Origin of the sequence: Pseudomonas sp. MF6755 (assembly GCF_016405635.1) — a bacterium.
Lineage (GTDB): Bacteria > Pseudomonadota > Gammaproteobacteria > Pseudomonadales > Pseudomonadaceae > Aquipseudomonas > Aquipseudomonas haemolytica.
The window spans coordinates 299,595-324,399 of sequence record NZ_JAEKDA010000007.1; the positions used below are offsets into that span (position 1 = coordinate 299,595).

Sequence of the window (24,805 nt, forward strand, 5' to 3'; positions counted from 1 at the left end):
ATGACACTCAATGCGACCACGTCCCACACCGTCGGGCCGTACTACCACATCGGCCTGACCTGGCTGAACCGCGAAGACCTGACCGTTGCCGCGACCCTCGGCGAACGCGTGGCCATCAGCGGGCAGGTGGTGGATGGCAACGGTGATGTCGTCAACGACGCCATGCTCGAAGTCTGGCAGGCCAATGCCGCCGGCAAATACGACCACCCTGAGGATGAGCAGGACAAGGCGCTCGACCCCAACTTCGAAGGCTTTGGCCGGGTGCCGGTGGATGCCGAAGGGCGGTTCCGCTTTACCACCATCAAACCGGGTGCCGTTCCAGGCTTGAAGGGCACCACCCAGGCGCCGCACCTGGTGGTGCTGGTGTTTGCCCGCGGGCTGGTGAAGCACTTGCTGACGCGGATTTATTTTGACGGTGAGGCACTCAATGGCGATGACCCGCTGCTGGCGTGTGTGCCAGCCGAGCGTCGCGGTACGTTGATTGCCAAGCCGGATGCGCAGGGCGTGCATCAGTGGAATGTGATTTTGCAGGGGACGGATAAGGAAACGGTGTTTTTCGATTACTGAGTTGGCTGTAGGGGCCCATCGGGAGCAAGCCCCCTCCCACATTTGGACTTGTGAATACATACCAATGTGGGAGGGGGCTTGCTCCCGATGAGGCCCTCACAGTCACTACATACCCAAAAGTCTGCTTGCGGAACATGGTTGTTGCAAAGTATGTCTAGGCTATAACCGTTCCCACTGAGTAAAAAAACATGACAACAACAACGAGTCACTACACCGGAGAAGAACGCAGCAAACGGATTTTTGCGATTGTCGGTGCCTCTTCCGGCAACCTTGTCGAATGGTTCGACTTCTACGTCTACGCCTTTTGCGCCATTTATTTCGCCCCGGCGTTTTTCCCCTCGGACGACCCCACGGTCCAACTGCTCAACACCGCCGGTGTGTTTGCCGCCGGGTTCCTGATGCGGCCCATCGGCGGCTGGCTGTTTGGCCGAGTGGCCGACAAGCACGGTCGCAAGAACTCGATGATGATCTCGGTGCTGATGATGTGCGCCGGTTCCCTGGTCATCGCGTTCCTGCCCACTTACAAAGACATCGGTGCCTGGGCGCCGGCGCTGCTGTTGGTGGCGCGGCTGTTCCAGGGCTTGTCTGTGGGTGGCGAATACGGCACCACGGCGACCTACATGAGTGAAGTCGCACTCAAGGGCCAGCGCGGTTTCTTCGCCTCGTTCCAGTATGTGACCCTGATCGGTGGTCAGTTGCTGGCGGTATTGGTGGTGGTGATCCTGCAACAGATCCTCACCGAAGACGAACTGCGCGCTTGGGGCTGGCGTATTCCGTTCGTGATCGGCGCCATTGCCGCAGTGATCTCCCTGCTGCTGCGTCGTACGCTGAAAGAGACCACCAGCAAGGAAATGCGCGAAGACAAGGACGCCGGCAGTATCGTCGCGCTGTTTCGCGACCACGGCAAAGCGTTCATCACCGTGCTGGGCTACACCGCCGGCGGCTCGCTAATTTTCTATACGTTCACCACCTACATGCAGAAGTACCTGGTGAATACCGTTGGCATGCATGCCAAGACATCCAGCTACATCATGACCGGCGCGCTGTTTCTGTACATGTGCATGCAGCCGCTGTTCGGCATGCTGGCCGACAAGATCGGTCGCCGTAACTCCATGCTCTGGTTCGCCGGCCTTGGCACCCTGTTCACCGTGCCGATCCTGCTGACTTTGAAAACCGTGACCAGCCCGTTCCTGGCCTTTGTGCTGATCACCCTGGCCTTGGCGATTGTCAGCTTCTACACCTCCATCAGCGGCCTGGTCAAAGCCGAGATGTTCCCGCCCCAGGTGCGTGCCTTGGGCGTGGGCCTGGCGTATGCCGTGGCTAACGCGGTGTTTGGCGGTTCGGCGGAAGTGGTCGCATTGAGCCTGAAATCCATCGGTATGGAAAACACCTTCTACTGGTACGTCACCGCAATGATGGCGGTGGCCTTCCTGTTCAGCTTGCGCTTGCCGAAACAGGCGGCGTACCTGCACCACGATCTGTAAGGGATGAGTTATGACGCTGCGCACGAGCAATCAACTGTTCGACGCTTACTTCACCGCTGACAGCATGGCCGAGGTGTTCTGTGACCAGGGACGCTTGCAGGGCATGCTGGATTTCGAGGCCGCGCTGGCCCGGGCTGAGGCGCGGGTCGGGTTGATCCCGCAGGCCGTTGTCGCACCGATCGCCCAGGCGTGCCTGGCGTCTTTGTACGACGTGGACGCCCTCGGCGTGGCGATTGCCACCGCGGGCAACTCGGCGATTCCATTGGTCAAGGCGCTGGGCAAATTGATTGCCAGTGAAGATCCCGGTGCCGAGCGGTATGTGCATCTGGGCGCGACCAGCCAGGATGTGATGGACACCGGCTTGGTGCTGCAAGTGCGTCAGGCACTGGTGTTGATCGAAGCGGACCTGGCGCGCCTGGGGGATGTGCTGGCTGCCCAGGCCCAGCGTTACGCCGCTGTGCCATTGGCCGGGCGCACCTGGTTGCAGCACGCGACGCCGGTCACCCTGGGGATGAAAATTGCCGGTTGGCTGGGCGCGGTGACGCGCAGTCGCCAGCGCCTTGCCGAGTTGAAACCGCGCCTGTTGGTGCTGCAATTTGGCGGGGCGTCCGGCACCTTGGCAGCGCTCGGCGAACACGCCATGCCTGTGGCCGAAGCCTTGGCCACTGAGCTGCAACTGAGCCTGCCCGAACAACCCTGGCACACCCAGCGTGATCGCCTGGTGGAGTTCGCCAGTGTGCTTGGCCTGATCGCCGGTAGCCTCGGCAAGCTGGGCCGCGATATCAGCCTGTTGATGCAAACCGAGGCGGCGGAGGTGTTTGAGCCTTCGGCGCCGGGCAAGGGCGGGTCGTCCACCATGCCGCACAAGCGCAACCCGGTCGGCGCCGCCGTGCTGATCAGCGCCGCCACCCGCGTACCGGGCCTGGTGGCGACGCTGTTCAGCGCCATGCCTCAGGAGCACGAACGCAGCCTGGGCTTGTGGCACGCCGAATGGGAAACCTTGCCGGAGATTTGCCGGTTGGTGTCTGGGGCTTTGCAACAGGCACTGGCGGTCAGTGAAGGGCTGGAGGTCGACGCCGAGCGTATGGCGCAGAACCTTGACCTGACCCAAGGCCTGCTGCTGGCCGAGGCCGTCAGCATCGTGCTTGCCCAACGGCTGGGGCGCGACACCGCGCACCATTTGCTTGAACAATGCTGCAAACGTGCGGTTGCCGAGCAGTGCCACTTGCGCGCAGTGCTGGCGGATGAGCCGCAAGTAACCGCCGAGTTGTCAGCGGCTGAACTGGACCGCCTGCTCGACCCGGCCCACTACCTGGGCCAGGCGCATACCTGGGTCACGCGTGCCATGACCGAACACTTTGCTTTGACTGCCTGAGGAGACCGCTGTGGCTTTTGTACAACTCGCCGAGGGCGAACTGCATTACCAATTGGACGGGCCGCAGGGGGCACCGTTGCTGGTGCTGTCCAACTCCCTGGGCACCGACCTGCATATGTGGGATATCCAGATCCCGGCATTCATTGAGCATTTTCGCGTGTTGCGCTTCGACACCCGTGGGCATGGCAAATCCCTGGTGACCGAAGGGCCGTACAGCATCGAGCAACTGGGCCGTGACGTGATCGCACTGCTGGATGCGCTGGATATCCAACGTGCACATTTTTGCGGCCTGTCTATGGGCGGCTTGATCGGCCAGTGGCTGGGCATTTACGCCGGCGAGCGCCTGCAGCGCCTGGTGGTGTGCAATACCGCCGCCAAGATCGGTACGCCTGAGGTGTGGAACCCACGCATCGAAATGGTCCTGCGTGATGGCGCCGCCGCGATGGTGGCCCTGCGCGATGCATCGATTGCGCGCTGGTTCACCGCGGATTTCGCAGCGGCCAACCCGCATCAGGCCAAGCAGATCACCGACATGCTTGCGGCCACCTCGCCTGAAGGTTATGCCGCCAACTGCGGTGCGGTGCGCGATGCGGATTTTCGTGAGCAATTGTCGTCGATCAGCGTGCCGACCCTGGTGATAGCCGGCACCGAAGACGCGGTGACGCCGCCAGCCGGCAGCCACTTTATCCAGAGCCATGTGCGCGGCGCCGAGTACGCCGAGTTCTATGCGGCGCACCTGTCCAATGTGCAAGCCGGCGCTGCGTTCAGCGACCGCGTGATTGAATTTCTGCTGGCCCGCTGAGGAGCTTTTTGTGGACGAGAAACAACGTTACGCCGACGGCCTGCAAGCGCGCCGCGAAGTACTGGGCGATGCTCATGTCGACCGAAGCCTCAATGCCCTGACCGAGTTCAACAGCGAGTTCCAGGAAATGATCACCCGCCACGCCTGGGGTGATATCTGGACCCGCCCTGGCTTGCCACGGCACACCCGTAGCCTGATCACCATCGCCATGCTGATCGGCATGAACCGCAGTGAAGAGCTGAAACTGCACCTGCGTGCGGCCGCCAGCAATGGCGTGACCCGCGCCGAGATCAAGGAAGTACTGATGCAGAGTGCGATCTATTGTGGGATACCGGCGGCGAATGCGACGTTTCACCTGGCCGAATCGGTGTGGGATGAATTGGGTGTTGAGTCCCGATCAACTTAAGTTGAAATACGATCAAAATGTGGGAGGGGGCTTGCCCCCGATTGCGATGGTTCAGCGAGTACATCTTCTGACTGACACACAGCCTTCGAGGGCGAGCCCCTCCCAAACGTCTGATCTCCACAGGTTGCAGAGATCAGTGTGAATCTGTATCCCATATCCAATTCCATACGCCTGGCAGATGCACTGGCTCGCTTACGACCTTCACTGCACGTCCTAGCGCCGCTTGTTGAAGCTGGACAGTGTCGGTGTAGAACGGCTCGGCGGCGGTCGTCAAACCATTGATTCGCGCACTGTCCATCAGGATTTGCAAGTACTCCTGCATGTGTCGGGCTGTGTAGCGGTTGATATCGTGGAAGGTCACCACCACCGGTATCACGCCCTCCACGCTAGGCAACTCTCCCAAGGCGATACGTTCGCGTACAACTGACAGTTGCCGATACAAGTTGGCCCGCCGACGCGGGCTGCCATTGAAGCCCCAGATCTTGCCGTCGTTGGCACTCAGGTCCGTCAGCAGTACCTGCATGCCGTGCCGCTGGTAGGCGGCGAAGGTGCGCTTGTCGTAGTTCCAGAAGGGCGGGCGTACCAATACAGGGGGCGTACCGGTGATGCTGGCGATAGCCGCAGCGCCGACGTTGAGGGTGCGCTCCAGCTCTGCGTCATTCAACCAACGGTGGTTGGTGTGAAATGTCGTGGCGGTGTGGAACGCCAGGAGGTGGCCGGCGGCGAATTCACGTTCCATGGTCTTGCGCCCCCGGGAACTGCCGCCGGAGCGGTAGGCTTCGGTCTGCAGGAAGAACACTGCCTTGATGCCCGGTAATACCGGGTTATGTGCCAGATCAGCCACCACCGACCGGCTCGGATTGTTGTAGCCCGAGGCACTGGGGCCGTCATCGAAGGTCAGCAGGAAGCGGATCGGTGCCTGGGCCTGCAAGCGCTCCTGGGTCGTTGGCGTCAGGGTAATGGGCGCGCCGATGCAGCCGCTCAGGCTCAGCGCCAGGGCGAACAATGCGGTGGCTGCGGCAAGGGATTTCATGGGGGACGCGAGCTCGATAAAGGCCGCTGCTGGGTGGGTCAGCAGCGGCAGGCGCGCACCATACCGTAAGTCTGGCGCCGGTTCACAGTAGACTTATCGGATAGCTGACGATCAACCGGTTTTCATCGAACTCATTGTTGCTGTAGTCCCGGCGCATGCTGGAATTGCGCCAGCGCACGTTGAAGTTCTTCAGTGTGCCGCTCTGCACCGTATAGCCCACTTCACTTTCACGCCCCCACTCCTTGCCGTCCGTGATAGCGCCGGTGTGTACGTTGCTGCCGCTGATGTAGCGGTTCATCAAGGTCAGGCCCGGTATGCCGAGGGCGGCGAAGTTATAGTCGTGGCGCACCTGCCAGGATTTTTCCTCGGCGTTGTCGTAACTCGAGTTGTAGCTGTCGTTGGCCAAGGTGCCGCCGCTGGTGCCGTTGACGCGCATCCAGGCGCTGTTGCCGGTGAGTTTTTGCAGGCCGACATAGAAGGTGTTGCCGCCGTACCTGGCGGAGAACAGGCCGGACCAGGTTTTGTTGTCGAGGCTGCCTGCGCGGGCGCTACCGTCGTCCTTGCCGTAGAAAAACCCGAGGTTGGCGCCCAGGGTCCAGTCGCCGACGGGTTGGCTGTGGATCAGGTTGATGAACTGCTGGCTATAAATGTCCTTGAGCTGGGCATTCCACGCGCCGACCTGGGTGCGCTTGTCATTGAACGCGTATTCGGCGCCCTGGAAGTTGAAGCGGTCGGAGGTAAACGCAGTTTTACCGAACATCGACATGTCGCTCATGCTGCTGTCGTCACGCGGGCTGTTGGCGCGGAACTGGCCGCCATACAGGGTCAGGCCGTCGATTTCCTTCGAAGTGATCTGCCCGCCGCGCAGGGTTTGCGGCAGTGAGCGGCCGTCGTCCGAGCGCAGGATCGGCAGCACCGGCATCCATTCGCCTACCTTCAGTTCAGTCTTGGAAAGCCGCGCCTTGAACGCCACGCCCAGGCGCCCGAATTCATCCGCTGGCCGGCCATCATGGTCCAGCGGCAGCAACTGGGTGCCACCGGTGCCACGCCCGCCATCAAGCTTGAGCGAGTACAAGCCCAGCACATCCACACCGAAACCTACGGTGCCTTGAGTGAAACCGGACTTGGCGTCGAGGATGAAACTCTGCGTCCACTCCTGCGCACCGCCCTGGGTTTTGGTCGGGTTGGTGTAATTGCGGTTGAAGAAGAAATTGCGCAGGTTGAGGTTGGCGCTGGCGTCCTCGAGAAAGCCGTGTTCTTCGGCGATAGCGGGAAGGGCAAGACTGGCGACAACGGTAGCCAGCCACAGCTGGCGCGGTTGGAAAGTGCTCATGGCGTTGGACCTGTTGTTATTGGGTTTATTCAGGTGGGCGCCATGGTGCGCGGTGGTACGGGGGCGATTCAATCAGGGCAGGGTGGGTTGTGGGCGATGATCGAACGCAAGTTGGCGGGATAAAAATCAAGGCATAAAAAAACCGCTTCCGGTGAGGGAAGCGGTTTTTTCATACCCGCGCTATCAGAACAACTTCAAGGGCGGTGCTTCTTCTTTCAGCGGTTCATTCTTCGCCGTTTGCTCGTTCCAACCACCACCGAGGGCCTTGTACAGGTTGACCTCGCTGTTGAGCTGCGCCAGGCGGTCGGTGATCAGCGATTGCTGGGCACTGAACAGTTGGCGTTGGGCGTCGAGGAACGTCAGGTTGCTGTCGACACCAATGCGGTAGCGACGCTCGGCCAGGCGGTAGTAATCCTGGTTGGCGGCGACGAAGCCACGTTGGGCGTCCAGTTGCTGCTTGTAGGTCTCACGTGCGGCAAGGCCGTCGGAGACTTCCTGGAAGCCGGTCTGGATCGCTTTCTCGTAGTTGGCCACGTTGATCTCTTTCTGGATCTTCGAGTAGTCCAGGCTTGCGCGCAGGCTACCGGCGTTGAAGATCGGGATGTTGATCTGCGGGGCAAACGCCCAGGTGCCCGAACCGCCTTTGAACAGGCCGCCCAGGGTAGGGCTGGCGGTACCGGCGCTGGCGGTCAGGCTGATACTCGGGAAGAACGCCGCACGGGCCGCGCCGATATTGGCGTTGGCCGCCTTGAGGTTGTACTCGGCCTGCACAATGTCGGGACGACGTTGCAGCAGGTCCGACGGCAACCCGGCAGGCACTTCGCTGAGCAGGTCATCCGACAGTGGCTTGCTGGCGATATTTGCCGGCAGGCCGGTGCCCAGCAGCAGGGTCAGGTTGTTTTCGTCCTGGGCCACCTGGCGGGTATACCGGGCCAGTTGAACCCGGGCGTTTTCCACCGAGGTGCGTGCCTGGCTGAGGTCGAGGGCCGAGGCCACGCCGACTTCGTTGCTGCGCGAGGTGAGCTTGAAGCTCTGCTCGAAAGCACCGAGGGTGTCCTGGGTCAGCTTGAGCAGCTCCTTGTCGGCCTGCCAGGTCAGGTAGGCATTCGCCACGCTGGCCACCAGGCTGATTTGGGTGCTGCGGCGCGCTTCTTCAGTCGCGAAGTACTTTTGCAGCGCCTCTTCGCTCAGGCTACGGACGCGACCGAACAGGTCCAACTCGTAAGAGCTGATCCCGAGGCCGGCCGAGTATTGGCTGGTGATGCCCGATTCGCCGGTCTGCGACAGTTTGGCCGGGGTACGCTGGCGGCTGCCGCTGCCAGTGGCCGACACGGCCGGGAACAGGTCGGCACGCTGGATCTGGTACTGCGCCGCATACGCGTCGATGTTCAGCGCCGCGACACGCAGGTCACGGTTGTTCACCAGTGCGGTCTGGATCAGCTGTTGCAGGGCAGGGTCATGGAAAAACTGCTTCCAGCCCTGCTCGGCAGCGGCCTGGCCCGGCGCCTGGGCCGACGAGTACGCCGGCCCCTGCGGGAACTGGGCCGCTACCGGCGCTTCGGGGCGCTGGTAGTCAGGTATCAGCGAGCAGCCACTGAGCACGAATGCCGTGACGGCTAGGGAAAGTAGCGACTTGCTCATTGGCCAGCCTCTTTAGGAGTTTCAGTAGTGTCTTTCTTTTTACGTTCGCCGGCCGAGGACACGGTTGCATAGAACAGTGGCACCCAGAAGATCGCCAGCACAGTGGCCGTGATCATACCGCCGATTACGCCGGTACCGATGGCATGCTGGCTACCCGAGCCTGCGCCACTGGAAATCGCCAGCGGCAGTACGCCGAGCACGAACGCCATGGACGTCATGATGATCGGGCGCAGACGCATCCGCGACGCTTCGATAGCCGCCTCGACAATGCCTTTGCCTTGCTCGTGCAGCTCTTTGGCGAATTCCACGATCAGGATGGCGTTTTTCGCCGCCAGGCCCACCGTCACCAGCAAGCCCACCTGGAAGAACACGTCGTTGGACAGGCCGCGCAGGCTGGTGGCGATCAGCGCACCGATCACACCCAGTGGCACTACCAGAATCACCGCGATCGGGATCGACCAGCTTTCGTACAAGGCCGCCAGGCAGAGGAACACCACCAGCAGCGACAGGGCGTACAGCGCAGGCGCCTGGGAGCCGGACAAGCGCTCTTCATACGACAGGCCGGTCCAGGAGTAGCCGATGCCGGCCGGCAGCTCTTTGGCAATGCGCTCGACTTCCGCCATCGCGTCACCGGTACTGTAGCCCGGTGCCGGAGTACCGAGGATTTCCATCGCCGCTACACCGTTGTATCGCGAGAGCTTGGGCGAGCCGAAGATCCACTGGCCCGACGAGATGGCCGACAGTGGCACCATCTTCCCGGAGTTGCTGCGCACGTACCATTTGTCCAGGTCTTCCGGAGACATCCGGCTGGCAGCGTCACCTTGCACATACACCTTCTTCACACGACCACGGTCGATGAAGTCGTTGATGTAGCTACCGCCCAAGGCGATGGCCAGGGTCTGCTGGATATCCGCGAGGCTGATGCCCTGGGCACTGGCTTTCTCGTCGTCGACGGTCAGCTCGTACTGCGGCTCATCGTTCACGCCGTTAGGACGTACGCCCGCCAGCACCTTGCTTTGCGCCGCCGCACCGAGGAACTGGTTACGTGCAGCCATCAGCTTGTCGTGGCCGACGCCACCCTGGTCTTGCAGGAACACGTCGAAACCGGTGGCGTTACCCAACTCCAGAACCGAAGGCGGCACGATGGCGAATACCATGGCGTCCTTGAAGGCCCCGAAGAAGTAACCCTGGGCACGCTTGGCCACTTCGAATACCGACATCGACGCATCACGCTCGTCCCACGGCTTGAGCATCACGAACGCGAGGCCCGAGCTCTGGCCACGACCAGCGAAGTTGAAGCCGTTTACGGTAAACACCGACTTCACAGCCTTGCCTTCCCCCGGCTCGCCTTCCTTGTCATTGAGCAGGTAGGCGCGCATGTCGTCGATCACGGTTTGCGTACGTTCAGCCGAAGAACCAACCGGTGTCTGCACCTGGGCGAAGATCACACCCTGGTCTTCCTCAGGCAGGAACGCGCTTGGAATACGGGTGAACATCCAGATCATGCCGGCCAGGATCAGCACATACACCAGGAACGCTGGAATCTTGTGCTTGATCATGGCACCCACGCCGCGCTCGTACTTGAGTACGCCGCTGTCGAAGGTACGGTTGAACCAGCCGAAGAAGCCGCGCTTGGGCTGGCCATGTTTTTCTGGATCAATCGGCTTGAGCATGGTGGCGCACAAGGCCGGGGTGAAGATCAGGGCAACCAGTACCGACAATGCCATCGCCGAAACAATGGTGATGGAGAACTGGCGGTAGATCACACCGGTGGAGCCCCCGAAGAACGCCATCGGCAGCAGTACCGCCGAGAGTACCAGGGCGATACCTACCAGGGCGCCCTGGATCTGGCCCATGGACTTGATCGTCGCTTCTTTGGGCGACAGGTGTTCCTCGGCCATTACCCGTTCGACGTTTTCCACCACGACGATGGCATCGTCCACCAGCAAGCCGATGGCCAGGATCATGCCGAACATGGTCAGGGTGTTGATGGTGAAGCCGCACGCGGCCAGGATCCCGAAGGTACCCAGCAATACCACCGGTACGGTCATGGTGGTGATGATGGTGGCGCGGAAGTTCTGCAGGAACAGGAACATCACCAGGAACACCAGCACGATCGCTTCGACCAGGGTGTCAACTACACCGGAGATCGATTCGGTCACGACCGGGGTGGTGTCATACGGTACTACCGCCTTCATGCCAGGCGGGAAGAACGGCTCCAGGGACTTCACTGTTTCGCGGATGGCCTTGCCGGTGTCCAGTGCGTTGGCACCCGCCGCCAGCTTGATGGCCATACCGGATGCCGGCTTACCGTTGAACTGTGCACTGATGCTGTAGTTCTGGCCGCCCAGCTCGATACGCGCGACGTCACCCAGGCGAACCTGCGAGCCGTCAGTGTTTACCTTCATCAGGATCTTGGCGAATTCGTCAGCGCTTTGCAGACGCGTCTTACCGATGATGGTGGCGTTCAGTTGGGTGCCGGGCAGGGCAGGCAAACCGCCCAGTTGACCGGTGGCCACTTGCACGTTCTGCGCCTTGATTGCGTTGCTGACATCCACTGGCGTGAGCTGGTAGTTGTTCAGCTTGGCCGGGTCGAGCCAGATACGCATGGCGTACTGCGAACCGAAGACCTGGAAGTCACCTACACCCGCGGTACGGGAAATCGGGTCCTGGATGTTGGACACGATGTAGTTGGACAGGTCGTCCTTGGTCATGCTGCCGTCTTCCGACACCAGACCGATCACCATCAGGAAGTTCTTCACCGACTTGGTCACGCGGATACCCTGTTGCTGCACTTCTTGCGGCAGCAGCGGGGTGGCCAGGTTCAGCTTGTTCTGCACCTGGACCTGGGCGATATCCGGGTTGGTACCCTGGTTGAACGTCGCGGTGATGGTCATGCTGCCGTCGGAGTTACTGTCCGAGGCGACATAACGCAGGTTGTCGATACCGTTGAGCTGTTGCTCGATGACCTGCACCACGGTGTCCTGCACGGTTTGTGCAGACGCGCCTGGGTAGGTTACCTGGATATCAATGGCCGTTGGCGCAATGGCCGGGTATTGGTTGATGGGCAACTTCAGGATCGACAGTGCCCCGACCAGCATGATCACCAGGGCAATTACCCAGGCGAAAATGGGACGGTCGATAAAAAATTTCGACATGGATTACTCCCCTTGACCAGCAGCGGCAGCAGGCGCTGCAGCAGTACCGGCGGGTTTAGCGTTGTCAGCGTCCTTGACCTTGACTTCGATGCCCGGCTTGATGAATTGCAGGCCCTCGGTGATCACACGGTCACCGGCGTCCAGGCCTTTTTCCACCAGCCAGTAGGCGCCGGAAGTACGGTTGGCAACCAGGACGCGTTGCTCGACCTTGTTGTCCTTGTTCACGATCAACGCCGTCGGGATGCCCTTGAGGTCACGGGTCACGCCTTGTTGCGGCGCGAGAATGGCCTTGCTGTTCACGCCGGCTTGCAGCTGGGCGTGCACGAACATCCCGGGCAGCAGGGTGTGGTCAGGGTTCGGGAACACGGCGCGCAGGGTCACGGAACCGGTAGTCTGGTCGACCGACACTTCCGAGAACTCAAGCTTGCCGTCCTGGGCGTAGGGCGTGCCGTCTTCCAGGGTCAGCTTGACCTTGGCAGCGTTTTCGCCGGCTTTCTCCAGTTGGCCACTTGCAAGGTCGCGGCGCAGTTTCAGCATTTCCGCCGAGGACTGCGTGACGTCAACGTAGATCGGGTCCAGTTGCTGGATCACGGCCATGGCATCGGCCTGGCCATTGCTGACCAGTGCGCCTTCGGTCACCGAAGAGCGGCCAATGCGCCCGGAGATCGGCGCGAACACTTTGGTATAGCGCACGTTGATCTGGGCGGTTTGAACGTTTGCTTCGGCGGTCATGCGGTTGGCGACGGCAGTGTCGTATTCCTGACGGCTGACGGCTTGCTCATCGACCAATTGCTTGTAGCGGTCGCTGATGGACTTGGTCTGGGTCAGGCTGGCTTGGGCGCTTTTCAGGGTGGCGTCATACACCGACGGGTCGATCTGGTAGAGCTGTTGCCCTTCCTTCACGTCCGCACCTTCCTTGAACAGGCGCTTGAGAATGATGCCGTTGACCTGAGGCCGGACTTCCGCGATGCGGTAGGCCGTGGTGCGGCCTGGCAGCTCGGTGGTCAGGGTGAAGGCTTGCGGTTGAATGGTGACCACGCCGACCTGAGGGGTTTGAGCGGGCGGTGCCGCTTCTTCCTTTTTACATCCGCTGAGCAGCGATGCCAGGGCGACGGCAGTGACCAGAGCGGTAACAGCTGGCTTAAGTTGCATGAAGATCCTCGGGTCAGGCGCGCAGAGTGCGCACAAGAAGTGTGGAAGGGTAAAAAACAAGCGGTGAGTGGATAAGTAGCTTGCTACGCAATATACTTACGTTCATGGTTGTTTGTAAACTCTTGACAGGCTGCGTGGAATATTGACAAAGCAGCACCGTAAGCCTCGATTCTAGTACGTTCGGCGCCCATGACGGCGTCGTCCCACAATTATTCAGATGATGGTCAAGTACCATCCACAGTGTCCCGATTGAGGTTTTACTGCCATGGTTCGTCGCACCAAAGAGGAAGCTCAGGAAACGCGCAGCCAGATTCTGCAAGCCGCCGAGCAGGCTTTCTATGATCGCGGTGTCGCGCGGACCACCCTGGCGGACATCGCCGCGCTGGCCGGCGTGACACGCGGGGCTATCTACTGGCATTTCAGCAATAAGGCCGACTTGCTCCAGGCGCTGCTCGACACGTTGCACGAGCCGCTGGACGAACTGGCCCGGGCGAGTGAAAGCGAGGATGAGGTCGACCCGCTGGGCTGTATGCGCAAATTGCTGATTCATCTCTACCATGAAGTGGCCCTGGACCCGAAAACCCGGCGCATCAACGAGATTCTGTTTCATAAGTGCGAGTTCACCGATGAAATGTGTGACATGCGCCGCCAACGCCAGACCCACAGTCTTGAATGCAACCTGCGCATCGGCTTGACGTTGCGTAACGCGGTCCATCGCGGGCAACTTCCAGAAACGCTCGATACCACCCGCGGGGCCGTATGTATCCATGCCTTTATCCACGGTTTGATCGGCCAGTGGCTGCTGGTGCCTGACAGTTTTCAACTGCATCAGGACGCCGAGCGCTGGGCTGATATAGGGCTGGACATGCTGCGCCTGAGCCCCAGCCTGCGCAATTGAGACAAAATGCGTAATTGCGTCCAGTTGTGTCAATAGTAAAGACCAGAGACAGCCAATCGTCCCTTTGCCTGATTGGCGGGGTGACTTTATATACGGGCTGGCCTGCGGTTGATAGGTAGTTGGCTAAGTATTTTGTAGCGATATTGTTGCGGTTCTGTGAAGCAATGTTTCCAAGGGCCTATACACAGACAAAAATGCGGGAGGGGGCTTGCCCCCCTCCCGCATTGTTTTGCGGATCGCGTTAGATCACCAGCGTCGGGTAATCGATATAACCCACCGGGCCTTTACCGTAGAAGGTCTCCGGGTGCGGCTCGTTCAGCGGTGCATCAGCTTTCAAGCGCGCCGGCAGGTCCGGGTTGGCAATGAAGGGTATGCCGAAGGCCACCGCATCCGCCTTACCCGCCGCCAGCCAAGCGTTGGCGCTGTCTTTGGTGAAGCGTTCGTTGGCGATGTACGGGCCGCCGAAGGCTTTTTTCAGTTGTGGGCCGAGGCTATCCGCGCCTTCTTTTTCACGGGAGCAGATGAAGGCGATGCCGCGCTTGCCCAGTTCACTGGCAACGTAGGTGAAGGTTTCGGCCAGGTTGGCGTCGCCCATGTCGTGGGCGTCGGCACGCGGTGCCAGGTGCACGCCTACCCGGCCGGCACCCCAGACTTCAATCGCAGCGTCGGTCACCTCCAGCAGCAGGCGGGCACGGTTCTCCAGGGAACCGCCGTAGTTGTCGGTGCGCTGGTTGGTGCTGCTTTGCAGGAACTGGTCGAGCAGGTAGCCGTTGGCGCCGTGGATTTCCACACCGTCAAAGCCTGCGGCCTTGGCGTTTTCCGCACCTACGCGGTAAGCGTCGACGATGTCGGCGATTTCAGCGGTTTCCAGGGCGCGCGGGGTAGGGTAGTCGGCCAGTGGGCGCACCAGGCTGACGTGGCCTTTGGCCTGGATGGCGCTGGGTGCCACTGGGGTTTCGCCGTCCAGGTAGGATTCGTGGGAGATCCGGCCGACGTGCCACAGTTGCAGGAAAATCTTGCCGCCCGCGCCATGCACGGCCTTGGTGATGTTGGCCCAGCCGCGCACCTGGTCGTTGGACCAGATACCCGGGGTGTCCGGGTAGCCAACGCCCATAGGCGTCACGGAAGTGGCTTCGCTGAGGATCAGCCCGGCGGAGGCGCGTTGCACGTAGTACTCGGCCATCAGCGCATTGGGCACACGACCGGCATCCGCGCGGCAGCGGGTCAGCGGCGCCATGATGATGCGGTTCGACAGTTCCAGGTCGCCCAGTTTGATCGGATCGAAAATAGTCGTCATGGGGAAAACACCTTTGTCTTTGAAGTTGATCAATTGGTCACAGGGGCCAGGTCGGCATTGCCGCTCTGACGGAAAGTAATCAGGGTCACCAGTAGGGCCAGGATCGCCAGGGCCGCCGCGGCCAATGGCACGCTGGTCAGGCCGAAACCGTGGGCAATCACACTGCCGCCAACCCAGGCGCCGAGGGCGTTGCCGATATTGAAGGCGCCGATGTTCAGGGTGGACACCAGGTTTGGCGCGGCCTTGCCGAAGGTCACCACGTTGATCTGCAGCGCCGGTACGGCAGCAAACGACGCGGTGGCCCACAGGAACAGGGTAATTTGCGTCGGGATCAGCGCGACGCTGGTCCAGGACAGGACGGTGGAGACCACCGCCATGCTGATGAACACGCCGATCAGGGTGGCCGCCAGGCGCTTGTCCGCCAGCTTGCCGCCGATGATGTTGCCCACGGTCAGGCCCAGGCCGATCAGCAGTAGGGTCCAGGTCACGCCCTTGGGCGACACGCCGGTGACATCGCCGAGCAACGGTGCGACGTAGGTAAAGAGAGTGAACATGGAGGCGGCGAACAACGCCGTCATGCTCAGCGACAACCAGATGCCGGCACCCTTGAGGGCTGCCAGTTCGGCACGCATGTCGAGTTTTTCTTCGTCACGCTTGGCCGGCAGGAAGCGGATCAGGCCGATCAAGGCGATCACGCCGATCACGGTCACCGCCCAGAAGGTCGAGCGCCAGCCAGCTTCCTGGCCCAGTGCGGTACCCAGCGGCACGCCAAGTACGTTGGCCAGGGTCAGGCCGGTGAACATCAAGGCCACGGCCGAAGCGCGCTTGTTGGCCGGTACCAGGTTGGCCGCTACCACTGAACCAATCCCAAAGAATGCACCGTGGCACAGCGCAGTGACGACTCGCGCAAACATCAGCACGTTGTAGTCACTGGCCAGGGCACAGAGCAGGTTGCCGACAATAAAGATGCCCATCAACGCTACCAGGGCGGCCTTGCGTGGCAGCTTGGCGGTGGCCAGTGCCATGAACGGCGCGCCGATGGCCACGCCCAGGGCGTAGCCGGTAACCAGCCAGCCGGCGCCGGGAATCGACACGCCCAGGTCCGCGGCCACATCGGGCAACAAGCCCATGATGACGAACTCGGTGGTGCCGATGGCGAAGGCGCTCAGGGCCAGTATGAGTAGCGAAAGGGGCATTTACGTTTCCTTTATTACAGCGGTGCGCTCATATCGGCGCTGAGTTCAGTGGTGAGCGCTGTGAGAAAGGCTTGGATCACTTCCTCGTTGCGCTTGAAAAAGTGCCATTGCCCGGCCTTCTGGCTGCTGATCAACCCGGCGCGTTGCAAGGTGGCCAGGTGGGCCGACACGGTCGACTGGGACAAGCCGCAGCGCTGGTCGATCTGCCCGGCGCAGATGCCGTATTCGTGGTTGTGCAGTTGCTCGGGGAATTGCACCTTCGGGTCTTTCAGCCAGGTGAGGATGTCTCGTCGTACTGGGTGCGCCAGGGCTTTTATTATTTCGTCGAGGTCAATGGACATGGCAGTTGCTCGGTGTCGTAAAACGTTATATCGCGATGAGGCGAACTTTAAATCGTTATATTTCGATACACCAATATGATTTTGGTCTTAGCTCAAGCCGATTAGGTATATCGGGTTATAACGATACGTTGATGGCAGTGTTAGACTGCGCGCCATGAATTATCTCGCACATCTGCACCTGGGCGGCCAACTTCCTGCGCAACTGCTGGGCAGCCTGTATGGCGATTTCGTCAAAGGCCGCCTGCAGGGCCAGTTCAGCCCGCAAATCGAAGCGGCGATCCAGTTGCATCGCTCCATCGACCGCTTTACCGACAGCCACCCGTTGGTCGGCGCGGCGTTGTCGCGCTTCAGCCTGACCCGCAGGCGCTATGCCGGGATCGTCCTCGACGTATTCTTTGACCACTGCCTGGCGCGGGATTGGGCGCTGTATGCCGACCAGCCCTTGGAGCAATTCACCTCCCAGGTGTACCGCGTGCTGGCGGCCGAACCCACGCTGCCGGGCCGCCTGGCGCAGATTGCGCCGTATATGGCAGCGGATGATTGGCTGGGCTCTTACCGCGAGTTCGCGGTGATGGATCAGGTGTTGCGCGGGATTTCGCGGCGGCTGACGCAGCCTCAGGAGTTGGGGCAGGCGATGCAGGAGTTGCGGGTGTTGTATGAGCCGCTGAGTGAAGACTTCCGGATCTTCTACCCTGAACTGCAAGCCTTCGCGCATAACCACCTGAAAACACAAAGCTAAATGTGGGAGGGGGCTTGCTCCCGATTGCGGTGTGTCAGCCACCGCTGATGCTGGCTGATCCACTGCTATCGGGAGCAAGCCCCCTCCCACATTTGAACGGTGTTCACATCTCAGGCTGCAAAAGCCGGTCGAGCATGCACTTGTTCCGTCTCCGCCAACGGCCCGAACAACGCCTTCTGCACCGCCTGCTGCGCCTGGAATGCCAACGCCGCACGCTCCCGCCCGGCGCAGGCAATCGGCTTGAGCACGTAAATTTCCACATCGCTCTGGTCATTGGAAAACAGGCGCATCAGGTGCGAGAGCAAATCGTCGTCGCCAATAAACGGTGCCAGTGAGTCCACCTGCCCATCGCGCAGATAACGGATCGCCACCGGTTGCAGCGACACCTGCGCATCAATCGCACTGGCCAGCAGACGCCCGTGGAACGTACGCAGGCTGCGCCCGTCAGTGGTGGTGCCTTCGGGGAACATCAGCAGTGGGTGCCGTTGTTCCAGATGGCGGGTCATCTGCTTGCGGATCAACTGGCTGTCACCCGAGCCGCGACGGATAAACAGGCTACCGGCCTTGGCCGCCAACCAGCCAGCCACCGGCCAGGTACGCACTTCGGCCTTGGACAAAAACGACATTGGCGTGACCATGCCCAGCAGCGGGATATCCGTCCAGGACACGTGATTGCTCACCCACAACATCGGCGTTTGCGGCACCTCACCGTGCACCGTTACGCGAAAGGGCAGGGCATTGGTCAATCGCGCCATAAAGAACCGCGACCAACGCTGGCGGCGCACCATCGAGTTAGCCACGCCCAGACGTTCGAACAGGCCGAACACACTGGCCATGCTCAACCCCAGCGCGACCACCAGCAGTACTCGGGCGATGCGCCCATACACGCGCAGGCGGTTCATCACATGGCCGCCTTGAAGTGACGCGCGTAACGCGGGCACAGCTCATCGCGCTTGAGCAGGATGAACACGTCGGCCACCTGGAAATCTTCATCCCAGCACGGCTCGCCGCAGATCTTCGCGCCCAGGCGCATATAGGCCTTGAGCAGTGGCGGCATTTCCGCGATGACGTTGGATGGCAAGTCCAGGGCCGGCAGCGGTTTTTTCGGTTCGGCGCGCAGGTGTTCGTTGCACAGGTAACGCTCGCGCAGGCGTTGCATGATTGCGTGGGCCTGGATGCCGCCGTCGTGCATCGGGATGCTCGCGCAACCCATCAGGTAGCTGTAGCCGCCCTGGTTGAGTACCTCGGCCAACTCGCCCCACAACACCGCGATGGTGCCGCCATTACGGTAGGCCGGGTCGACGCAGGTGCGGCCGATTTCCAGGATCGGGCCCTGCAGGTGCAGCAAGCCATGCAGGCTGAATTCTTCTTCGCTGTAGAACCGGCCCAAGGTGCTGGCGGCCTGATGGTCGAGCAAACGGGTGGTGGCGACGAGTCGACCGCTGTTCAAATCCCGCACGCCGATGTGGCTGCAGTGAACATCATAGTCATCCATGTCCAGACCCAGTTCCGCGCCTTTCAGCTTGGCGTTGAACTCGCCGCTGAACACGTTGAACCGCAGGGCCTGGGCTTCCTGCAACGCCTTGGCGCCAACCAGGCGTTCGGCTTGCAGGCGGCGTTCATTGCCGGTGTCGCTGATGCGGGCGATCTGAGTCATGGCGAGTCTCCGAGTGCCGGCCACGTTTCGGCCAGTCGACTTTGTTGTCCAAAGTCAGGCTATGTAGCCTCGGTGTCATCTCCATGAAGTTACGGTGACGGTTGGATGACAGCCCCTATGTAGCAAATCTGTCATTGGCCTGCGCTAGGCTCGCGGGCTTGAATGCTCCCCTTGAGTTTGCGTCCATGGTCCGTGGCTTGTTGTGCGTTGCCTTGTTGTTCATCACCGTTACCGCCCGCGCTGAAATCTGGCCCGAAAAGGATTGGGCCTTGGGCACGCCACTCGTCGGTCCCGCTGTCGATGCCCTGGATGCTTACGCCTTCCCGCCCCGCGACGACACTACCCGCAATGGCATTCGCACCGACGCGCTGCTGGTTATTCGTGACGGTGAAATCATCTACGAACGCTACGCCGCGCCCACCACCGCCAGCACGCCGCACTTGACCTGGTCGGTGAGCAAAAGCCTGATGGCCACGGTGCTCGGTGTGGCCTACGGCGAAAACCGCTTCAAATTGACTGACCCCGCCGCACGTTTTTATCCGCCGATGAAACAGCACCCCAAGGTGACCATGGCCGACCTCCTGCACTGGGCCTCGGGCCTGGACTGGCAGGAAGACTATGAATACGCGCCGTTGAAATCCTCGGTGGTGGCGATGCTCTACACCCGAGGCCGGGGCGATATGGGCGAGTATGCCGCCGACAGCCAAGCCGTCGCCGTACCTGGCCAGGCGTTCCGTTATTCCAGCGGTGACAGCAACATCTTGTCCGCTGCCCTCAAAGGCATGCTCGGGCACAAGGCTTATATGACTTACCCGTGGGATGCGCTGTTCAAGCCGCTGGGTATTCGCAATGCGACCTGGGAAACCGATGCCGATGAGACTTTCGTCGCCTCATCCTACGCCTACCTCACCGCCCGGGATTTGGCGCGTGTCGGCCTGCTGATGGCGCGGAATGGGCGTTGGGGTGAACAACAGTTGCTGCCTGAAGAGTGGGTGGCCTTCAATCGCCAGCCGTTCGACCCATACAAAGCCGGCCAGGACGAAGCCGTGCCCGGCGGCCAATGGTGGCTCAATACGGGCGCGTCCAGACCTTGGCCCGATGCCCCTGCCGACACCTTCGCCGCTCTCGGGCACTGGGGCCAGGCGCTGTTTGTGATGCCCGATGAACACCTGGTAATCGTGCGCTACGGCGATGACCGCGACGGCAGCTACCGCCATAACGAACTGCTCAAGCGCGTGCTGGCGGCGGTGCAGCCATGATTCGCCGTCGACCGTTTACCAGTCTGTTTCTGCTGCTGGTGCTCGCCCTGCTGGGCTGGGTGTGGCATGAGCGCGTCAACCTGCAAGCCTTCCCCGACATCATCGCGGCGTACACAGCCAAGGAGTACTGCTCGTGCCGGTATGTGGAGAACAATCCGGCGGAGTATTGCCGTGGGTATGTGAAGCAGTACGTGCCGACCAGTGCGTTTATCGACAAGCCGGAACGCAGTGAAGTGACGGCGAGTGGGTTGGGGCGTACGCACACGGCAAGGTGGTTGGGTGAACGGCAGGGCTGTCGTCTATCGCCCTGAGGTTCCACCCAGTGGAACCACCTTTGATTGTCCTCACGCCCACATCGCGCTTAGCTGTCGATGTGTCGCCAACAAGAACGGGAACACCCGCCTGTGAGGAGAATCACCATGCGCCCACACCAGCACATCCTGGATTGGCTCAGCGACGTCGCCAGCGACTTGCACGCTGTGCGTCACGATATTCACGCCCATCCTGAACTCGGCTTTGAAGAGAACCGAACCTCTGCGCTGGTCGCGCAATCCCTGAGGGAGTGGGGTTATGAGGTGCACACCGGCATCGGCAAAACCGGGGTGGTCGGCGTGCTGCGCAACGGCAGCAGCTCGCGCACCCTGGGTATTCGCGCCGACATGGACGCCTTGCCCATCATCGAAAACACCGGTGCTTCCTACACCAGCCAGCACGCCGGTTGCATGCACGCCTGCGGGCATGACGGCCATACCACCATGTTGCTCGGCGCGGCGCGTTATCTGGCGGCGACCCGGCAATTCGACGGCACCTTGAAACTGATTTTCCAACCCGCCGAAGAGGGCCAGGGCGGCGCCGAGGCGATGCTGGCGGACGGTCTGCTGGAGCGTTTCCCCTGTGATGCGCTGTTCGGCATGCACAATATGCCGGGCTTGCCGGCGGGGCATTTGGGCTTGCGGGTCGGCCCGATGATGGCTTCGCAGGACTTGCTCACCGTGACGCTGGAAGGCGTCGGCGGCCATGGGTCCATGCCGCATCTCACGGTTGATCCGTTGGTTGCGGCGGCGAGTATGGTCATGGCCTTGCAGACGGTAGTGTCGCGCAACATCGACACCCAGGAAGCCGCCGTGGTCACGGTCGGCGCGCTGCAAGCAGGGCAGGCCGCCAATGTGATTCCTCAGCAAGCCCTGTTGCGCCTGAGCCTGCGCGCACTGAACCCCAAGGTGCGCGAGCAGATGCTGGAACGGGTCAACGCGATCATCCAGACCCAGGCCGCTAGTTTCGGCTGCACGGTGCAGATCGAACACCGCCCGGCCTACCCGGTGCTGGTTAATCACGCCGAAGAAACCGAGTTTGCCCGTCAGGTCGGCGTGGCCTTGCTCGGCGCCGAGGCAGTGGACGGCAACACCCGCACGCTGATGGGCAGTGAAGACTTCGCCTGGATGCTGCAACGCTGCCCCGGCAGTTACCTGTTTATCGGCAACGGTGTGTCGCGGCCGATGGTGCACAACCCCGCCTATGACTTCAACGACGACATCCTGCTGACCGGCGCCGCCTATTGGGGCGCGCTGGCCGAGAGCTGGCTCAAGCCTGCCTGACGAGCGCACTTTTTTCTGCCGCTGGACCCTTTCCCTTATCGGTTGAATGGAGTGTTCCTCATGCAGACTTCAAAACCTGGCGTCTCCCGCACCCGCCAAGTGGTAGCGGCCGTGATCGGCAATGCGCTGGAGTGGTATGACTTTATCGTCTACGGCTTTCTGGCGAGCATCATCGCCCGGCAATTCTTCCCCTCTGAGGATGAATACGCCTCGCTGCTGATGGCGTTGGCCACTTTTGGCGTGGGCTTTTTCATGCGCCCGGTAGGTGGAATCCTGTTGGGCATTTATGCCGACCGCAAAGGCCGCAAGACGGCGATGCAGTTGATTATCCGGCTGATGACCGTATCCATCGCGCTGATCGCCTTCGCGCCGAACTATGCCGCCATCGGCATGGGCGCGCCGTTGTTGATCGTGGTGGCGCGGATGCTCCAAGGCTTTGCTACCGGCGGGGAATACGCGAGTGCCACGGCGTTTCTGGTGGAGAGCGCACCGGCCCATCGCAAGGGCCTGTACGGGTCATGGCAGTTGGTGGGGCAATGCCTGGCGGTGTTTGGCGGGGCGGCGATGGTGGCGTTGGTCACGCACTTCTTTTCTCCCGAGACCCTCGACCTGTGGGGCTGGCGTTTACCGTTTGTGCTGGGCTTGCTGATCGGCCCGGTGGGGTTGTGGATTCGTCGGCACATGGAAGACCCGGAAGAGTTTATCGAGGCGCGTAAAAACGCGACCGGCCCGGCACCCAGCTTGATGGATGTGTTGCGTGACCATCGCCGTAGCATCCTGGTGTCCATGGGCCTGGCCTGCGGGGCGACGGTGTCGTTCTATGTGGTGCTAGTGAACATGCCGACCTTCGCCCACAAGAACCTCGGCCTGCCGTTGGACCAGGTGCTGATGGTGCAGATGTTTGCGGTAGCGTTGATGACCGTGGTGATTCCGTTGTCGGGCCTGCTCTCGGATCGCCTGGGGCGGCGACCGGTGTTGATGGCGTTCACCCTGGCGTTCTTCGTGATGGTCTACCCGTTGTATGTGTGGGTGGCTGCGGCGCCGTCCATCGAACGCTTGCTGGTGATGCAGGTGATGCTGTGCACCGCCATTGGCGGGTTCTTCGGGCCGGCGCCGACCGCCTTGGCCGAGCAGTTTCCCATCGAGGTGCGTTCCACCGGCGTGTCGGTGGCCTATAACGTGGCGGTGATGGTGTTCGGTGGTTTTGCGCCGTTGATCGTGACCTGGCTGAGCAAAGTGCTGGGCACGCCGGTGGCGCCGTCGTTCTATGTGTTGTTCGCTTGCGTGCTGACGCTGCTGGGCACTTACTGCATGCAGGAGGCACCACGGGCGAAGAAAACGCTACCGTTTTCAAGTGAGGTGAAGCCTTGAGTATTGTCGATTGGGATGCCACTGAACTGTCGCGGGCGATCCACGGGCGGCAGGTGTCGTGCGAAGAGGTGATGCAGGCATACCTGGCACAGATCCAGCGTTTCAACCCGAGCGTGAATGCACTGGTGTCGTTGCGCGACAGCGATGCCGTGCTGGCTGAGGCGAGGGCCTGTGATCGTGAGCTGGATCAGGGTAAGTCGCGTGGCTGGATGCACGGCATGCCCCAGGCCATCAAGGACCTGGCGGCGACCCAAGGCTTGCGCACCACCTTGGGCTCACCGCTGTTCTCCGAGCATGTACCGAGCGAAGACGCCATCAGCGTGGCGCGGGTGCGGGCCAATGGCGCGATCATCATCGGCAAGACCAACGTGCCGGAGTTCGGCCTGGGCTCCCATACCTACAACACGTTGTTCGGCACCACCGGCAATGCCTATGACCCACGCCTTGCGGCCGGCGGCAGCAGTGGTGGGGCGGCGGTGGCCCTGGCGCTGCGTATGCTGCCGGTGGCCGATGGCAGCGATATGATGGGCTCGCTGCGCAACCCGGCGGCGTTCAACAATGTGTTCGGCTTGCGCCCGTCTCAAGGGCGTGTGCCCCACGGGCCGATGCCGGAGCTGTTCGTCCAACAGTTGGGCACCGAAGGCCCGATGGGCCGTAGCGTTACGGATGTGGCGCGGCTGCTGGGCATCCAGGCCGGTTACGACCCACGGGTGCCACTGTCATCCCGGGACGATCCCGCCGTGCTGGGCCAGCCGTTGCAGCGTGACTTCAACGGCGCACGCCTCGGGTGGCTGGGTGACTACAACGGTTACCTGCCGATGCAGGACGGCGTGATGAGCCTGTGCGAAGCGGCCCTCGGTGACTTCGCCACGCTGGGCTGCGACGTGCAACGCTGCCAGCCAAATTTTTCCCTGGCGCGTCTGTGGCGCTGCTGGCTGGTACACCGCCATTGGCTGGTGCATGGCAACCTTGGCGCGGCCTACGCCAACCCGCAAAAACGCGCACTGCTCAAACCCGAAGCGCAATGGGAAGTGCAGGGCGGCCAGGGCTTGAGTGCGCAGCAGGTGTACCAGGCGTCGATGGATCGCAGCGAGTGGTACCGCGCCTTGGCCAACTTGTTCGAGCGTTACGATTTCCTGCTGCTGCCCACCGCCCAAGTGTTCCCTTTTGATGCACAGCAGGCGTGGCCGCGCCACGTGGCTGGGCGCGAAATGGATACCTATCACCGCTGGATGGAAGTGGTGATCGGCCCGACCCTGGCCGGTTTGCCGAGCATGAACATCCCGATCGGCTTCAACCCCCAGGGCCTGCCCATGGGCCTGCAGATCATCGGCCCGGCCCAGGCGGACCGAGCCGTGCTGCAATTGGCCTATGCCCATGAACAACTGACCCAATGGGTGCAACGCCGGCCGCCGGCGTGCCTTGAAGCGATCGTCTGAGCCGCGACCGGGCCTGTATCTTGCTGTGAGAATGATCATCCACCGGCAACAGGGAGATCGAA

General features: G+C 61.5%; 22 protein-coding genes. 12 read left to right on the forward strand and 10 right to left on the reverse strand.

Features of this window, described 5'->3' with window-relative positions:
* From pcaG to pcaC, 5 genes are all read left to right on the forward strand, one after another.
* Positions 1 to 567: a protocatechuate 3,4-dioxygenase subunit alpha gene (pcaG, locus tag JFT66_RS11685; protein ID WP_153870393.1), complete on the forward strand. Its 567-nt coding sequence runs from the start codon at positions 1 to 3 to the stop codon at positions 565 to 567.
* Positions 568 to 755: 188 nt separating this feature from the next.
* Entirely contained in the window at positions 756 to 2,051 is a 1,296-nt protein-coding gene (locus JFT66_RS11690; protein WP_034118531.1) for an MFS family transporter, read from the forward strand.
* A 10-nt stretch (positions 2,052 to 2,061) separates the two neighbouring features.
* Entirely contained in the window at positions 2,062 to 3,426 is a 1,365-nt protein-coding gene (locus tag JFT66_RS11695) for a 3-carboxy-cis,cis-muconate cycloisomerase (protein WP_198859295.1), read from the forward strand.
* A 10-nt stretch (positions 3,427 to 3,436) separates the two neighbouring features.
* The gene (pcaD, locus tag JFT66_RS11700; RefSeq protein ID WP_198859296.1) at positions 3,437 to 4,228 is read left to right on the forward strand and encodes a 3-oxoadipate enol-lactonase; all 792 of its coding nucleotides are present in this window, start codon (positions 3,437 to 3,439) and stop codon (positions 4,226 to 4,228) included.
* A gap of 10 nt (positions 4,229 to 4,238) precedes the next feature.
* Positions 4,239 to 4,634 carry a 4-carboxymuconolactone decarboxylase gene (gene pcaC / locus JFT66_RS11705; protein ID WP_198859297.1) on the forward strand — a complete coding sequence of 132 codons (396 nt, stop codon included), beginning with the start codon at positions 4,239 to 4,241 and terminating at the stop codon, positions 4,632 to 4,634.
* A 133-nt stretch (positions 4,635 to 4,767) separates the two neighbouring features.
* On the opposite strand, the gene JFT66_RS11710 is transcribed toward pcaC, so the two are convergent.
* The 5 genes from JFT66_RS11710 to JFT66_RS11730 all read right to left on the reverse strand — a co-directional run bounded on the left by JFT66_RS11710 (position 4,768) and on the right by JFT66_RS11730 (position 12,951).
* The gene (locus JFT66_RS11710) at positions 4,768 to 5,667 is read right to left on the reverse strand and encodes a polysaccharide deacetylase family protein (protein ID WP_198859298.1); all 900 of its coding nucleotides are present in this window, start codon (positions 5,665 to 5,667) and stop codon (positions 4,768 to 4,770) included.
* An 82-nt stretch (positions 5,668 to 5,749) separates the two neighbouring features.
* Entirely contained in the window at positions 5,750 to 7,000 is a 1,251-nt protein-coding gene (locus JFT66_RS11715; protein WP_034118537.1) for an OprD family porin, read from the reverse strand.
* 183 nt (positions 7,001 to 7,183) lie between these two features.
* Positions 7,184 to 8,641: an AdeC/AdeK/OprM family multidrug efflux complex outer membrane factor gene (gene adeC / locus JFT66_RS11720; protein ID WP_034118538.1), complete on the reverse strand. Its 1,458-nt coding sequence runs from the start codon at positions 8,639 to 8,641 to the stop codon at positions 7,184 to 7,186.
* Positions 8,638 to 11,799 carry an efflux RND transporter permease subunit gene (locus tag JFT66_RS11725; RefSeq protein ID WP_034118539.1) on the reverse strand — a complete coding sequence of 1,054 codons (3,162 nt, stop codon included), beginning with the start codon at positions 11,797 to 11,799 and terminating at the stop codon, positions 8,638 to 8,640. Before JFT66_RS11725 ends, adeC begins: the two co-directional genes overlap by 4 nt.
* Positions 11,800 to 11,802: 3 nt before the next feature.
* Complete coding sequence (locus JFT66_RS11730) at positions 11,803 to 12,951, reverse strand: efflux RND transporter periplasmic adaptor subunit (RefSeq protein ID WP_034118540.1); 1,149 nt, start codon at positions 12,949 to 12,951, stop codon at positions 11,803 to 11,805.
* Between the two features lie 265 nt (positions 12,952 to 13,216).
* On the opposite strand from JFT66_RS11730, the gene JFT66_RS11735 reads away from it, so the two are divergent.
* Complete coding sequence (locus JFT66_RS11735; RefSeq protein ID WP_034118541.1) at positions 13,217 to 13,849, forward strand: TetR family transcriptional regulator; 633 nt, start codon at positions 13,217 to 13,219, stop codon at positions 13,847 to 13,849.
* A gap of 241 nt (positions 13,850 to 14,090) precedes the next feature.
* Here the strand turns inward: JFT66_RS11735 and JFT66_RS11740 are convergent, their stop codons facing one another.
* The 3 genes from JFT66_RS11740 to JFT66_RS11750 are packed head-to-tail and all read right to left on the reverse strand — an operon-like array spanning position 14,091 to position 16,683.
* Positions 14,091 to 15,146, reverse strand: a complete 1,056-nt coding sequence (locus JFT66_RS11740; RefSeq protein ID WP_198859299.1) for an alkene reductase — start codon at positions 15,144 to 15,146, stop codon at positions 14,091 to 14,093.
* A gap of 29 nt (positions 15,147 to 15,175) precedes the next feature.
* Positions 15,176 to 16,342, reverse strand: coding sequence for an MFS transporter (locus JFT66_RS11745; protein WP_198859300.1), 1,167 nt, complete (start codon positions 16,340 to 16,342; stop codon positions 15,176 to 15,178).
* 14 nt (positions 16,343 to 16,356) lie between these two features.
* A complete protein-coding gene (locus JFT66_RS11750) occupies positions 16,357 to 16,683 on the reverse strand; it encodes an ArsR/SmtB family transcription factor (protein ID WP_034118544.1) in 327 nt (108 codons plus the stop codon).
* 154 nt (positions 16,684 to 16,837) lie between these two features.
* Between JFT66_RS11750 and JFT66_RS11755 the strand changes: the two genes are divergently transcribed.
* Complete coding sequence (locus JFT66_RS11755; RefSeq protein WP_034118545.1) at positions 16,838 to 17,422, forward strand: acyl carrier protein phosphodiesterase; 585 nt, start codon at positions 16,838 to 16,840, stop codon at positions 17,420 to 17,422.
* Positions 17,423 to 17,532: 110 nt separating this feature from the next.
* Here the strand turns inward: JFT66_RS11755 and JFT66_RS11760 are convergent, their stop codons facing one another.
* Entirely contained in the window at positions 17,533 to 18,324 is a 792-nt protein-coding gene (locus tag JFT66_RS11760) for a lysophospholipid acyltransferase family protein (protein ID WP_034118546.1), read from the reverse strand.
* Positions 18,324 to 19,079 (reverse strand): L-ornithine N(alpha)-acyltransferase, encoded by a 756-nt coding sequence (gene olsB, locus JFT66_RS11765; RefSeq protein ID WP_034118547.1) that lies wholly within the window; start codon positions 19,077 to 19,079, stop codon positions 18,324 to 18,326. The genes JFT66_RS11760 and olsB overlap by 1 nt, the downstream gene beginning before the upstream one ends.
* A 185-nt stretch (positions 19,080 to 19,264) precedes the next feature.
* On the opposite strand from olsB, the gene JFT66_RS11770 reads away from it, so the two are divergent.
* The 5 genes from JFT66_RS11770 (at position 19,265) to JFT66_RS11790 (ending at position 24,743) form a co-directional block, all read left to right on the forward strand.
* Positions 19,265 to 20,338: a serine hydrolase domain-containing protein gene (locus tag JFT66_RS11770; RefSeq protein WP_198859309.1), complete on the forward strand. Its 1,074-nt coding sequence runs from the start codon at positions 19,265 to 19,267 to the stop codon at positions 20,336 to 20,338.
* A complete protein-coding gene (locus JFT66_RS11775; protein ID WP_034118549.1) occupies positions 20,335 to 20,649 on the forward strand; it encodes a hypothetical protein in 315 nt (104 codons plus the stop codon). The genes JFT66_RS11770 and JFT66_RS11775 overlap by 4 nt, the downstream gene beginning before the upstream one ends.
* A gap of 108 nt (positions 20,650 to 20,757) precedes the next feature.
* Positions 20,758 to 21,933: a M20 aminoacylase family protein gene (locus JFT66_RS11780; protein ID WP_198859301.1), complete on the forward strand. Its 1,176-nt coding sequence runs from the start codon at positions 20,758 to 20,760 to the stop codon at positions 21,931 to 21,933.
* Positions 21,934 to 21,993: 60 nt separating this feature from the next.
* Positions 21,994 to 23,304 (forward strand): citrate-proton symporter, encoded by a 1,311-nt coding sequence (locus tag JFT66_RS11785; RefSeq protein WP_198859302.1) that lies wholly within the window; start codon positions 21,994 to 21,996, stop codon positions 23,302 to 23,304.
* Positions 23,301 to 24,743: an amidase gene (locus JFT66_RS11790; RefSeq protein ID WP_198859303.1), complete on the forward strand. Its 1,443-nt coding sequence runs from the start codon at positions 23,301 to 23,303 to the stop codon at positions 24,741 to 24,743. Before JFT66_RS11785 ends, JFT66_RS11790 begins: the two co-directional genes overlap by 4 nt.
* Positions 24,744 to 24,805: the final 62 nt, after the last annotated feature.

What these genes read in the sequence shown, in the direction of transcription:
- pcaG (WP_153870393.1), top strand. Translation starts at nt 1, where the DNA reads ATGACACTCAATGCGACCACGTCCCACACCGTCGGGCCGTACTACCAC.
- JFT66_RS11690 (WP_034118531.1), top strand. Translation starts at nt 756, where the DNA reads ATGACAACAACAACGAGTCACTACACCGGAGAAGAACGCAGCAAACGG.
- JFT66_RS11695 (WP_198859295.1), top strand. Translation starts at nt 2,062, where the DNA reads ATGACGCTGCGCACGAGCAATCAACTGTTCGACGCTTACTTCACCGCT.
- JFT66_RS11710 (WP_198859298.1), bottom strand. Translation starts at nt 5,667, where the DNA reads ATGAAATCCCTTGCCGCAGCCACCGCATTGTTCGCCCTGGCGCTGAGC.
- JFT66_RS11715 (WP_034118537.1), bottom strand. Translation starts at nt 7,000, where the DNA reads ATGAGCACTTTCCAACCGCGCCAGCTGTGGCTGGCTACCGTTGTCGCC.
- adeC (WP_034118538.1), bottom strand. Translation starts at nt 8,641, where the DNA reads ATGAGCAAGTCGCTACTTTCCCTAGCCGTCACGGCATTCGTGCTCAGT.
- JFT66_RS11725 (WP_034118539.1), bottom strand. Translation starts at nt 11,799, where the DNA reads ATGTCGAAATTTTTTATCGACCGTCCCATTTTCGCCTGGGTAATTGCC.
- JFT66_RS11730 (WP_034118540.1), bottom strand. Translation starts at nt 12,951, where the DNA reads ATGCAACTTAAGCCAGCTGTTACCGCTCTGGTCACTGCCGTCGCCCTG.
- JFT66_RS11735 (WP_034118541.1), top strand. Translation starts at nt 13,217, where the DNA reads ATGGTTCGTCGCACCAAAGAGGAAGCTCAGGAAACGCGCAGCCAGATT.
- JFT66_RS11740 (WP_198859299.1), bottom strand. Translation starts at nt 15,146, where the DNA reads ATGACGACTATTTTCGATCCGATCAAACTGGGCGACCTGGAACTGTCG.
- JFT66_RS11745 (WP_198859300.1), bottom strand. Translation starts at nt 16,342, where the DNA reads ATGCCCCTTTCGCTACTCATACTGGCCCTGAGCGCCTTCGCCATCGGC.
- JFT66_RS11750 (WP_034118544.1), bottom strand. Translation starts at nt 16,683, where the DNA reads ATGTCCATTGACCTCGACGAAATAATAAAAGCCCTGGCGCACCCAGTA.
- JFT66_RS11755 (WP_034118545.1), top strand. Translation starts at nt 16,838, where the DNA reads ATGAATTATCTCGCACATCTGCACCTGGGCGGCCAACTTCCTGCGCAA.
- JFT66_RS11760 (WP_034118546.1), bottom strand. Translation starts at nt 18,324, where the DNA reads ATGAACCGCCTGCGCGTGTATGGGCGCATCGCCCGAGTACTGCTGGTG.
- olsB (WP_034118547.1), bottom strand. Translation starts at nt 19,079, where the DNA reads ATGACTCAGATCGCCCGCATCAGCGACACCGGCAATGAACGCCGCCTG.
- JFT66_RS11770 (WP_198859309.1), top strand. Translation starts at nt 19,265, where the DNA reads ATGGTCCGTGGCTTGTTGTGCGTTGCCTTGTTGTTCATCACCGTTACC.
- JFT66_RS11775 (WP_034118549.1), top strand. Translation starts at nt 20,335, where the DNA reads ATGATTCGCCGTCGACCGTTTACCAGTCTGTTTCTGCTGCTGGTGCTC.
- JFT66_RS11780 (WP_198859301.1), top strand. Translation starts at nt 20,758, where the DNA reads ATGCGCCCACACCAGCACATCCTGGATTGGCTCAGCGACGTCGCCAGC.
- JFT66_RS11785 (WP_198859302.1), top strand. Translation starts at nt 21,994, where the DNA reads ATGCAGACTTCAAAACCTGGCGTCTCCCGCACCCGCCAAGTGGTAGCG.